The sequence below is a fragment of the Ensifer sp. D2-11 genome (assembly GCF_054161295.1).
In genome coordinates this window covers 1,328,665-1,340,230 of the sequence record NZ_CP096434.1, presented here as the reverse complement: position 1 = coordinate 1,340,230, position 11,566 = coordinate 1,328,665, and the positions used below count along the sequence as shown (strand labels likewise).

The following is an 11,566-nucleotide window of genomic DNA, read 5'->3' as shown; positions in this document are numbered from 1 at the left end:
GGCCCCCCACTAATCCAGGGAGGAACACATGAAGGATATCCTTAAATCATTTGCCGCCGGCGTGGTTGTTCTCGCCGGCATCAGCACCGCGCATGCCGCCGATGCCTGGCACCATGGCGTCGTCGAAGCGAAGGGCGATGCTGGCATCCAGTTCATGCCCTCGAAATTCGCCGAGAAGTTCGATCTCGATCTCGAGACCGTGGAATTTGCAAGCAGCACGGTACCGGTCAAGGCCCTTCTTGCAGGGGAGATCGACAGCTATGCTACGACGCCGCTAACGGCGATCGCCGCCATGGCGGAAGGTGCAGACCTGAAGTTCCTCGGCTGCAACTGGCCAGGCATGACTTACGACCTCTACGCCAGGGGCGACATCAAGAGCGTCAGGGATTTGAAGGGCCGTACCGTCGGCATTTCCGGTCCGGGTGGCGCGCCGGACCTCTTCGCCCGCGAGGCGCTTCGCTGGGGCGGTGTCGATCCGTCCGAAGTGACCTTCGCGAATGCCGGTGGCGGGGGGGACCGGTTCCGCGCCGTTGTGGCCGGCGTGGTGGATTCCACCGCAACCTCGAGCGAATTTGAGCCTGAAGCAGCCGAACGCGGCGTCAATGTCATCGCTCGCGCGCCGGAAGCCACACCTAATCTGCTGCGCATCTGCATCGTCACCTCAGACAAGGTCATCGCCGAAAAGCACGACCAGCTCGTGCGGTTCCTCGCCGCCCAGATGGTGGGGCATAAATATGCCATCGAGAATCCGAAGGAGACTGCGGACTATGCGCGGCAGATCGCCAAACTGTCGCCGGATGATAGGACGCCCGAATTCATCTACGACGAGGTTGTCAAATATGATGCGGTCAAACCGGACCTGCCGATCATGGCCGACAAGCTTCAGTGGAACGTCGACATGATGCACCGCAACGGCCGCATCAAGGAAGCGTACGATATCAAGCAGTTCATCGACGAAGGACCGCGTCAGGATGCCCTGAAGCTGGTCGCAACCAACTGAAGCTGGGGAAGTCAGGATCGGTCATGGCACATGTCGAACTACTGAATGTCTCCAAGACATTCGCCTTGAAGGTAAGGGGTGTCCAACACCGCGCAAGGGCGTTGGACAACCTGTCTTTCAACGTCGAAAAGGGTGAGATCATCGCACTCGCAGGGCCAAGCGGTTGCGGCAAGACCACGGCGCTGCGCATCATCATGGGCCTTGACAGCGCCAGCTCGGGCTCCGTGAAGGTGGCCGGCCGCCAGATTGGCGGCTGCGGCTTCGACCGCGGCATGGTGTTCCAGCATGCCGAGCTGCTGCCCTGGCGAAGCGCGGTGGACAACATCAAGTTCGGTCTGGAGATGAAGGAACTCCCGAAAAACGAGTTGGATGAACGTGCCGAGCATTTCATCGATCTGGTCGGCCTCAGCCACGCAAAGGATCATCGTCCCCATCAGCTTTCCGGGGGCATGAAACAGCGTGTGGGAATTGCCCGCGCGCTGGCGATCGATCCGGAAGTGCTGTTGATGGATGAGCCTTTCGGCGCGCTCGACTCGCAGACGCGCGAGACCTTGCAAATAGAGCTGCTCGATATCCATCAGCGCACGGGAAAGACTGTCATCTTCGTCACGCACGATCTGGATGAGGCGGTCTTGCTGGCGGATCGGGTTGTGGTGATGGTCGGTGGGCGCCTTCGTGAGATTATCCGTGTCGAGCTCGAACGTCCGCGCAGCGACATGCGCAGCATACGCTCCGCGAGCGAGTTCACCAGGAAGCGCGCCATGATCTGGGAGGCTCTGCACGAGCCGGCGAAACACGATCAGCTGGTCGCCTAGGAGGGGATCCATGAGCATTACCGAAACAAGAGTCTCCGAGAAAACAAGCGAAGACGAGACAGCCGTGGCCGGGGACAGGAGCTGGTCGATGCCCGATTGGGCAATCACCGCCATCTCCTTGATGGTGCTGATCGGCCTCTGGCAGGCGGCAGCCCCGTTCATCGATCCCCTGTTCGGCTCCTATCCGTCCCAGATCTTCGCCTCCTTCCTGGTCATGATGGAGAGCGGCACCCTGGTGCAGGCGTTTTGGCAAAGCATTCAGCCATTTTTCGCAGGCTACTTGCTCGCGGCCCTGATCGGCGTCCCTGCGGGACTGCTGCTCGGGCGTTATCGCATCGCGGAGGCTGCGCTTGGCATCTATGTCATGGCCGGCTACGCAACGCCTCTCATCGCACTCGTCCCACTGCTGATGGTCTGGTTCGGTCTCGGTTTTGCGGTGAAGATGGTGATCATCTTCCTGCTCGCCTTCTTCCCGGTCTGCATCAATACTTGGGTCGGCGTAAAAGCAGTTCCGAAAACGCTGATCGAAGTCGGAGCAGCTTTCTGCGCGCCGCAAAGCCGGATCATGTGCCAGATCGTGCTACCGGCGACGCTGCCCTACATCATGGCGGGTCTAAGACTTGCGATCGGCAAAGCGGTCATCGCCATGATCATCGCCGAGTTTCTGACCGCGATTTCCGGCCTTGGCGGCATCATCATCAATGCGGCGAACAGCTTCCGGACCGCCGAGGTGTTCGTGCCGATCATCTGCGTGATGATATTCGCCGTCGTGCTCGACCGCCTGGTGGCTTGGCTCGAACGGAAGATAGCGCCGTGGCAGAGCGAGATTGCGGGCGAACATGCGTGAGGGATCGAGAGGTGGAAGCCCGAAGGCACGACCGTGGGACCGTTTCCTGACGGAGCGCGACCGAGAGGTTATCGGCATTGCTGGTTACGGCGCGCGACAGGGTTTCGGCACAAGGCCGGCCCTCCTGATCGTCGATGTGAACTATGCCTTTTGCGGCGACAAACGCGAGCCGGTACAAGAATCGATCCTGCGCTGGCGCCAATCCGGTGGTGATGAGGCGTGGGACGCGCTTCCGATCATCGCCGAACTCGCCAGACTTGCCCGGATCAAGGGACTGCCGATCATTTACACGACTGGCAGCGAGCGAGAAGATAAATGGGATCGCGGAGGCTGGCTCTGGAAGAACAGCCGCAGCCGGGAGCGTCCGAAGGCAACGACGATCGACGGCAACACGATCATGCCGCAGATCGCGCCGGCACCCCAGGACATCGTCATCTATAAGCAGAAGCCGAGTGGATTCCACGGTACCAATCTCATCGACTACCTCCTTCTCCTGAAGTGCGACAGCGTGATCGTTACGGGCACGGCTACGAGCGGCTGCGTACGGGCGACGGTCGTTGATGCCTTTAGCCATAACCTGCGCGTTACGGTGGTCGAAGATGGCTGCTTCGAGCGCTGCCAGGCGAGCCACGCGGTCAACCTCTTCGACATGAACTCGAAATATGCCGACGTATTGCCAAGCGGCGAGGTGCGGACGTTCATGGAAGGGCTCGAAACCGGCCTTTTCGATCTGCCGGCCGGCAGCCGTGGCGACGTCTGAACCATCAGTGCCGCTCGCCACTGCAGGCCGGCATGTCTTTTCGGACGTGCGAAGATTGCTGTAGCACTTTGAATTCCGCGTGTTTTCCTTCATTCCGGCTTCGGTTGGAGGAAGCATGCGATAGAGGAGACGGGATGCGTCTATTCTTCACTCGGTTCGCGCCAGGTAGATTTCCGTATCGAAGGCTTTTCCTGGCCCTTGCGATAGGGTTCATCGGCGGATGCATCTTTTTCTATTTCCATCTGCCGCTGCCTTGGATGCTGGGCGCCCTGGTCGCCTGCCTCTTCGCATCACTCTTCAACATGCCGGTAGCCGTGCCCGGCATCGTTCGCCCCCCGATGCTAATGCTGGTTGGCGTCGTTCTCGGTTCCGGCTTTACGCCGGCGATGGCCGGCAGCATGATCGATTGGCTTCCCGGTCTCATCGTATTGATCATCTTCGTCATCGTGACGGCGTGTTGCTGCTACGTCTATTTCCGGCGTGCAGGGGGCTTGGATCACTGGACGGCGTTCTTTTCCGGAATGCCGGGCGGACTGGTCGAGATGACGGCGCTCGGCGAAGTTTACGGGGCGAACACCCGGACCATCGCGCTCGTCCATTCGAGCCGCATCATGCTTGTGGTTCTTTCGCTTCCTTTCCTGCTCTCCTTTGTCGGAGGCCAGGCGCTGAGCGGCACAACCCGTGCCGGTGCATCTATTCTCGAGACGCCGATCAGCGCAGACCTGTGGCTGTTCGGCACCGGCATATGCGGCATGTTCTTGGGGCGGCTCCTGTCGCTGCCTTCGCCTTTTCTGATGGGGCCGATGCTGGTCAGCGCCGCGATCCACCTGACCGGCGTCTCGGAGTTCCATGCGCCCTGGGAGATCATCGCATTCGCACAGCTCGTGCTCGGAAGTGCCCTGGGCTGCAGCTTCGCCGGAGTGAAGAAGTCCGATATCCTGCATATTCTGCAGTTGTCGGTGGGGTCGACCATTTTCCTCGTCGCGGCGAGCACCAGCTGCGCGATGCTTGTTGCCCATATAACGGGAAGACCCATCTTGAGCCTGCTGCTCGCCTATTCGCCAGGCGGGTTGACCGAGACCAGCCTCATGGCCCTGTCGCTTCATGTCGATGTCGCATTCGTGGCCACACACCACGTGCTCCGCGTGTTCTTCGTGGCGGTCTCCGCGACATTTCTTGCCCGGTGGCTCAAGCGGGGCAGATTGGCGAAGAGAGACGCGTAGCCGGGATCGCGCGGCTCAGGACTCCCCCAGGGCATCGGTCAGAGCGGCCTGGCCACGGCAAGCACGAGACGCGCCACGTGTCGTGCACGCGACTACCGAAGAATGGCGGCGAATGCGGCGTGCAGGGACATGAGCTATCTGCCTTATAGCCGAGAGCCAGCCTCGACGAGTTCCTTCAGGTGCGCCGCGATCGTTGAGGGAACCTCGAGCGGAGTGAAATGCCGCACGCCCTCCATGATGAAGAACTCGGCACCGGGGATGTTCTCCGCCATATACCGGGCCATGTCCGGCGGCGTTGCGTAGTCTTCGGTTCCGACGGCCACACGGCAAGGAAAGTCGAAGTGGGGAAGTGCCGCGCGGATGTCGGCATTGCCGAGCATGGCGCAGGTTGCCGCATAGGCCGACAGATCGTTCTCGAGGAAGACACCGACTGCCTTTTCGACCACATCAGGATTGGCGCCGCGGAAGCCGTCGCTGAACCAGCGGGTCTTCTGGAAACCAACGAGCGCAGCCATGCCCCCGGTGAGCGCCTTGTCGGCGCGCTCGCTCCAGGCTTTCGGGGCGTCTTCGCCGTACCAGGCGGTGGTGTCGAAAAGGCCGAGCGCCTCGACGCGTTCAGGGTAAATGGCGGCGAAGGCGAGGGCGACACAGCCACCCATCGAGGCTCCGGCGACGACGGCCGACTTCCAGCCGACATGATCCATTAGGTCGGCAATGTCGTTGGCGAAAAGTTCGACGCTGTAGGGCCCGGCAGGCTTATCGGAGGCGCCATGGCCGCGGCAATCGAAGATCAGCGCGTCGGCGAAACTTTCAAGCGCAGCCACGGTCGGCTCCCAGAAGGTCTTGTCCATCGCGAGGGAATGAACAAGCGCGATGCGGCCGCGGCCACTTCCCTTCACCAGCCGATAGGACAGCCTCGTGCCGTCACGGGTCGTGACAGTGCTGTTCGTGTTGTCGTTCACGTCAATATCCTTCGATAACCTCGGTACGTAGTACTGTATGACAAGCATATAAACAAGACTCGTCAGCGGAACAACAACGGATGCGGTGTTTTCACGTTTCATCCGCCTGCGGGAATTGGGCGGTCTTCGCCGTCATCTTCGTCGGCAAGCTGCCGCGCCAGCACCGCAAGTTGGCGGCGCAGCCATTTGTGGGCGGGAAGATCGGTATTTACGTCGCTCCATACTGCGGTGGCCGCGACTTCCATGTTCGGCACGGGCACAGGACAGAAATAGAAGCGAGACGGATCGAATATGGGTAACATCTTCTCGAAGACGAGCACGATGAGATCGGAACGGGAAACGATCGCAGGCGCGGCAAGGTACTGATGGACGGTCGTGGCGACGCGCCGCTTGAGACCTGCCTCGGCCAGGAGCCGGTCCACGCGGCTGATGTCGCTCATACCGGGTTTGACGGAGAGCTGGTCTGTCGTCAGAAATTCCTCGAGCGCAATCGGGCGGCCGGCCAGCGGGTGGCCCCGCCGCATCATACAGAGATATTTGTCCCGGAAGAGAGACATGTGCTTGAAGCGGCGCGGCAGGTTCGGAATGACGCCGACGGCGAGATCGATCTCGCTATTGTCGAGCAGCGCCGGCAACTCGTCGTTCGGGCGCGACTGAATGTTGAGCCCGACGCGTGGCGCAACGCGGGCGATGTGTTCAATTAGGGGCGGCAGCAGAACCACCGACGCGTGGTCGGACACGGCGAGGCTGAAGGTCCAATCAGGATCCTGAGGTTCGAAGGCCGTGGGCTCTAGCGCCTCCTCGATCTGGCGCATGGCCGACTGAATTGGGCCCGAAATTTCAAGCGCCCGTGCCGTCGGCCGCATGCCGTCCGCCGTGCGCAGGAAAAGCCGGTCGTTGAGGAGCAGCCTAAGGCGGTTGAGCGCATTTGATAGTGCCGGCTGCGACATGCCAAGGCGCTCGGCGGCGCGGCTGACGTTGCCCTCGGCCATCATCGCGTCAAAAACGACGAGAAGCTTCAGATCGATGGTCGCCAAATTCATCGGCATGATAGTACTCTTCGCTTTTTGAATTTGCCACAGGCGTTCTGCAGAGCCAACATTGTCATACAAAAATACAGTACTACACAAGCGCTGACGAGGGAAAAGTCGGAGGCGGGCGTCGCTTTGCCGCAGTGGCACGAGGAGGCGCCTGCGGCGCGTGTGTACAAACAAGCTCGCGGGCAGCGAGGCGGTGGAGGACTTATGCATCTTGTGGAACAGGCCATGATGGCGCTAACGGTCATTTTCGACCCGACCCGATTCATGATCATCATGCTGGGCTGCGTGCTCGGCCTTTTCATCGGGGTAATCCCGGGAATCGGCGGTTTGGCCGGAATGGCGTTGCTTCTGCCGTTCACCTACACGATGGACCCCTATACGGCGCTCGCCTTCCTGATCGGCATGTGGGCGGTGACCCCGACTGCCGATACCATCCCTTCGATCCTGATTGGGGTGCCGGGAGCAGCGGGCTCGGCCGCGACGGTGATGGATGGCTATCCGATGGCCCGGCGCGGCGAAGCCGGTCGGGCACTGGGTGCGTCCTACACCGCCTCCCTAATCGGCGGCATTTTCGGTGCCATCCTGCTTGGATTGGCCATTCCGATCCTGAGACCGTTCATGATGGCCTTCGGCACGCCGGAACTCCTGGCGCTTTGCATTCTTGGCCTGACGCTCGTTGCCGCCGTCAGTCAGGGCAATATGATGAAAGGCCTGGTATCGGCGTGCTTTGGCGTCGTCATCGCGTCTGTCGGCGATGAGGCGCAGACAGGTGAACTGCGCTGGACGTTCGACTCTCTCTATCTGTGGGAGGGCGTACCACTCGAGGCGCTCGTGCTCGGCCTGTTCGCCGTCCCAGAGCTCCTCGAACTCGGCGCGGCACGCCAGGCCGTTGCCATGCATAAGAGCGAGAGCATCTTGCGCGATCAATTCCGCGGCGTCAGGGACGCCCTCCAGAACATTCGTCTTGTCTTCCAGAGCTCCTGGCTTGGTGCGATCCTGGGTTCCGTACCCGGCCTCGGCGGCCCGGCGATCGATTGGATCGCATACGGCTCGGCGGCGAAATCCGTCAAGGACGGCAGCAAGACTTTCGGCACCGGGGATGTGCGGGGCGTGATTGCCTGCGAGGCGGCCAACAACTCCCGTGAAGGCGGCGCACTCATTCCGACGCTCGCCTTCGGCATTCCCGCCAGTGCCACTATGGCGATCCTGCTTGGCGCTTTCATGATGCACGGCATTCAGCCGGGACCGAAACTGCTTACCGAGCAACTCGACATCACCTATACCATCGTCTGGAGCCTGATGATCGCCAATATCGTCGGCGTTTTGATCTGTTTCGCCTTCGTGTCGCAGCTTGCCAAGCTTGCCCTGGTACCAGCCGGTATCCTCGTGCCAACGGTCCTTGCCGTCGTTTTTATCGGTGCCTATTCGGCGACCCGCGACACTGGCGACATTATCGTGCTGTTGATCTTCTCCGCGATCGGCTGGGCGATGAAGCGCTTCGGCTGGGCTCGCGCTCCAGTGCTTCTCGGACTCGTGCTCGGCGGTTTGGTAGAACAGTATCTGTTCATCTCGACCAGCCGCTATGGCTCCGAGTGGCTCCATCGTCCGGGCGTGATCTTCATCTTGATGGTTCCCGTCGTCTACTTCATCTACAGCGCCGTGCGGTTCTTCATGAAGCGCCGCGCAGCCGTTCCGGCCGCCGTAGGTGCCGCCGTCAGCGAACCGGCTGCGCCTAAGGAAATCGGGGCCGCAGGCCCGATCTCCCCCGTCGACCGGATCATGCTGCCGGGCATGTGGATCCTTGCCGCCATCCTCTTCATCAGTGCGCTTGCCACCTCGACCGAATGGGCACTCGCCGCGAAGCTCATGCCGCAGACGGTCGCGGCGGTCGGCCTCATCGTGGTGATCTGCGCTGGCATCGGTGTCTTTGTGAAGCAGCGCGCCGGAGAGAGCCTCGTCAAGCCTCGCAAAGCTCATGAAGCCGACCCGCTGGAAGCGATGTCCGATCGGATGCTCTATAAGCGAATGGGCATCATGGCTTCCTGGGTGTTTTCGATCTACGTCGGAACGTTGCTGTTCGGCCTGTTGCCGACGCTGCTCCTCTTTATGATCAGCTACATGCATTTCGAGGGAAAGCAGCCTTGGGTCCGGACGCTCGCCATTGCCATCGTCATCTGGGTCGCCATGTTCATCCTGTTCGACAGGTTGCTCGTGATGCCATGGCCGCAGTCATATCTTGGCGACGCCTTCCCGCAATTGCGCACCATGGTGTCAGACATCATTTGAACCGGATCAGCCGTATGTGGAAAGGCCGGAGCGGCGACGCTCCGGCCTTTCCTTTGTGCGCCCGGCATGGACGCATTCCTGCGGGTGGAAGTCCCGCCACGAGCTGGTCATGGCGAGTGAAGCGAAGCGCAACTGCGTTAGGGCGATCGAGCGTGGGGAGGAAGCGTGGAGCGTAATCCGCGTGCCGATGAACAAGAACCGGATATGAGGCGGTGCCGACCGGGCGAGCGGGCAATGAACCGCGAAGCTCTTGTGACCAAGGGGCGGCGGCGTAGATCCGGCGGTGGTGCGGTGAAGGAATGCGTTCTTACCCGGGGAGATCTCGCCTTGCGCCTGAAAGGGTGACGGTGTCGAGCCGGAGCGAGAAGTCAGCAGAGGCCATTGTAGCTGCCGTAAGGGAGCGAAGGGCTGAAGGAGCGGAAGGGAAAGCCCGCCGGTTATCGGATTTGAACGGTCTCAGATGTTCGCACCAGCGAAGCTCGCCGATCCGGCAGATGGGGTGAAGCCTGAGGGGCCACGGCAGCGAGAAATCAAATCCGCCGAACCAGATTAAGCAAATCCAGGCGCCGGGCCGGGAGAAACTACAGCCTGACGACCGCAACCGCTCCAACCGCCCGATGCGGACCCGCATGACGGGTGGTGTGGGAGGGGAGGAGCCTCAGCGCTCCCCCTATCCCGGTTGCAGGCGATGGACGTCCGCGACGGCAGCTCCCTTGGCCCCGCATGCCCGGCGCAGGACCTCATTGGGCGGGTCATCGCGCGCGTGCGCGCCACGCGCGACATCCTTCATTCGCAAAAAAGAAAGCCCCGCTCGGGCAAGCAGGGCTCCGTCGGAAGATATTTACTGCTCTTAAGCGAGTTCGACCATCGGCTCGCGGCAATATTCCGGCGGGACCCGGACATCGACAACCCAAGGCTTGCCCGCCTTCACATTCTCGATGCCGCGCGCAAGGGCGTGCGCGAGGTCGGCAATATCGGTGATCGGGCCTTCGCCGTCGATGCCTTGCGCCCTGGCAAGCATCAGGAGGTCCGGAACGGGGTCCTGCAGGCGTTGGCCCACCCAGGCGTTTTCCGACGGGCGGCCACGCTGAATGGCGACCTGCGCCTGGTGGTGCTCGTCGTTGAAGTAGGAATTGTTGTTGGAGATGACGTAGAGCAGCGGAATGCCCTGGGCAGCGGCGCTCCAGAGGGCCGTATTGCCCATGGTGAAGTCGCCGTCGCCGACGATCGCGATCGGCACACGCGGAGACTTCATGTCACGCAGTGCGAGGGCCGCGCCGATGCCGATGCTCGGGCCCGAACCCACGCCGCCGCCGCCATTGTGGCCCAGATAATCGTGCGGATGTTCGAGCTCATTGGCATTGGTAGGCCAGCCAAGCGGTCTCGAGGTCAAGCACACGTCGATGTCGCGCGTTACTTTGTTGAACACCCTGGCGAGGTCCATCAGGCTGATCGGACCGGAGCTTCCGGAGGGCTCCGCGTCGAGACGGAGCCGCTGGTAGGTCTTTGGTGTAGGGATGCGGGCTTCCAGCGCCTCCAGAAGCCGCGCGACGGCCGTTTCCGGAACAGTCGGGATGTTGACGTCGACTGCGGGCAGGCCCTGATAATCCATGTTCCAGCCGCGATGTATGTTGTAGTCGTTCGAAACGCTGATGATTGGTGCACTCGGGCCGCCGGCGGGGAAGACCTGATTGATCGTGCCCGCGAGGTCGAGCCAGTCGAGGGAGAGCACAGCATCGGCCTCGGTCAGGTGCTTGAGCAGGTTCTTCGATAGCCTCCAGCCTGTTTCGCCGATGAAAAGCGGATGGGTGGTCGGGAAACTTGTCGCAAGCTTCACATGGGTCAGCACCTTGGCGCCCATCAGTTCGGCAAGCTTCACGCGTTCGGCCCAGCCTTCCTCGCTGCGTGAGGTGCGGCCGCACAGGATGACGGGGCGCTTGGCGCTGACCAGAATCTCGATCGCTTCCTCTAGGTCGCGGCGGGGCGGCTCCGGGTCGGCGGGTGCGCGGAAACGTGAGATATCATGCAGAGCAGGCACCTTTCCCAGTTCCATCTCCTGCACGGTGACGTCAAGATTGACATAGGTCGGGCCGGCGGGGCGTGCCGTCGCCAGCATCGTGGCGCGGCGGATGGATTCCACCGCGGCTTCCGGAGAGCCCGGCTCGTCGTCCCACTTCGTGAAGTCGCGCACGAGACCGCCCTGGTCGATCGTGCAGTGGATCCACTCAATCCAGGGCCGGCGCTTGGTGGCATCGAGCGGGCCGGTGGCACCGATGACGACGACGGGGACGCGGTCGCACCAAGCATCGAAAATGCCCATGGTGGCATGCATCAGCCCGACATTTGAGTGGACTGCCGCGATAAGCGGTCGGTCCGTGATCTTCGCCCAGCCTTGAGCGATGCCGATCGCATGTTCCTCGTGCATGCACAGGATGATCTTCGGCTTCTCGTTTCCGAGATAATTGACCAGACTGTCATGTAGGTGGCGATAGCTCGCGCCTGGATTGAGGCAGATGTAGGGAAACCCCTGTTCCCGGATCGCTGCGGCGATCAGGTCGCTGCCGTAACAAGGCGTACCGGTTTCAACCGGGACGAAACGCTTCGTGCCCTGGTGGTCCATGGTCGGGATCCTT

General features: G+C 61.6%; 9 protein-coding genes. 6 read left to right on the top strand and 3 right to left on the bottom strand.

Features of this window, described 5'->3' with window-relative positions; all coding sequences use genetic code 11:
• Positions 1-28 precede the first annotated feature (28 nt).
• From M1D34_RS23370 to M1D34_RS23350, 5 genes are all read left to right on the top strand, one after another.
• A complete protein-coding gene (locus tag M1D34_RS23370; RefSeq protein WP_498782426.1) occupies positions 29-1,000 on the top strand; it encodes an ABC transporter substrate-binding protein in 972 nt (323 codons plus the stop codon).
• Between the two features lie 23 nt (positions 1,001-1,023).
• Positions 1,024-1,815: an ABC transporter ATP-binding protein gene (locus M1D34_RS23365; RefSeq protein WP_498782424.1), complete on the top strand. Its 792-nt coding sequence runs from the start codon at positions 1,024-1,026 to the stop codon at positions 1,813-1,815.
• 10 nt (positions 1,816-1,825) lie between these two features.
• Positions 1,826-2,662: an ABC transporter permease gene (locus M1D34_RS23360; protein ID WP_498782422.1), complete on the top strand. Its 837-nt coding sequence runs from the start codon at positions 1,826-1,828 to the stop codon at positions 2,660-2,662.
• Positions 2,655-3,422, top strand: coding sequence for an isochorismatase family protein (locus tag M1D34_RS23355; protein WP_498782420.1), 768 nt, complete (start codon positions 2,655-2,657; stop codon positions 3,420-3,422). The genes M1D34_RS23360 and M1D34_RS23355 overlap by 8 nt, the downstream gene beginning before the upstream one ends.
• Positions 3,423-3,556: 134 nt before the next feature.
• Positions 3,557-4,645, top strand: coding sequence for an AbrB family transcriptional regulator (locus tag M1D34_RS23350; protein WP_498782418.1), 1,089 nt, complete (start codon positions 3,557-3,559; stop codon positions 4,643-4,645).
• A gap of 143 nt (positions 4,646-4,788) precedes the next feature.
• On the opposite strand, the gene M1D34_RS23345 is transcribed toward M1D34_RS23350, so the two are convergent.
• Both M1D34_RS23345 and M1D34_RS23340 read right to left on the bottom strand, forming a co-directional pair.
• Complete coding sequence (locus M1D34_RS23345; RefSeq protein ID WP_498782416.1) at positions 4,789-5,607, bottom strand: alpha/beta fold hydrolase; 819 nt, start codon at positions 5,605-5,607, stop codon at positions 4,789-4,791.
• Between the two features lie 98 nt (positions 5,608-5,705).
• Entirely contained in the window at positions 5,706-6,656 is a 951-nt protein-coding gene (locus M1D34_RS23340; RefSeq protein ID WP_498782414.1) for a LysR family transcriptional regulator, read from the bottom strand.
• Positions 6,657-6,851: 195 nt separating this feature from the next.
• Here M1D34_RS23340 and M1D34_RS23335 point away from each other — a divergent pair, with 195 nt between their 5' ends.
• A complete protein-coding gene (locus M1D34_RS23335; RefSeq protein WP_498782412.1) occupies positions 6,852-8,933 on the top strand; it encodes a tripartite tricarboxylate transporter permease in 2,082 nt (693 codons plus the stop codon).
• Between the two features lie 850 nt (positions 8,934-9,783).
• On the opposite strand, the gene M1D34_RS23330 is transcribed toward M1D34_RS23335, so the two are convergent.
• Positions 9,784-11,553: a thiamine pyrophosphate-binding protein gene (locus M1D34_RS23330; protein ID WP_498782411.1), complete on the bottom strand. Its 1,770-nt coding sequence runs from the start codon at positions 11,551-11,553 to the stop codon at positions 9,784-9,786.
• Positions 11,554-11,566 lie beyond the last annotated feature (13 nt).

Coding starts and splice junctions, on each gene's coding strand:
- M1D34_RS23360 (WP_498782422.1), top strand. CDS start 1,826: ATGAGCATTACCGAAACAAGAGTCTCCGAGAAAACAAGCGAAGACGAG.
- M1D34_RS23340 (WP_498782414.1), bottom strand. CDS start 6,656: ATGCCGATGAATTTGGCGACCATCGATCTGAAGCTTCTCGTCGTTTTT.
- M1D34_RS23335 (WP_498782412.1), top strand. CDS start 6,852: ATGCATCTTGTGGAACAGGCCATGATGGCGCTAACGGTCATTTTCGAC.
- M1D34_RS23355 (WP_498782420.1), top strand. CDS start 2,655: ATGCGTGAGGGATCGAGAGGTGGAAGCCCGAAGGCACGACCGTGGGAC.
- M1D34_RS23330 (WP_498782411.1), bottom strand. CDS start 11,553: ATGGACCACCAGGGCACGAAGCGTTTCGTCCCGGTTGAAACCGGTACG.
- M1D34_RS23350 (WP_498782418.1), top strand. CDS start 3,557: ATGCGTCTATTCTTCACTCGGTTCGCGCCAGGTAGATTTCCGTATCGA.
- M1D34_RS23370 (WP_498782426.1), top strand. CDS start 29: ATGAAGGATATCCTTAAATCATTTGCCGCCGGCGTGGTTGTTCTCGCC.
- M1D34_RS23365 (WP_498782424.1), top strand. CDS start 1,024: ATGGCACATGTCGAACTACTGAATGTCTCCAAGACATTCGCCTTGAAG.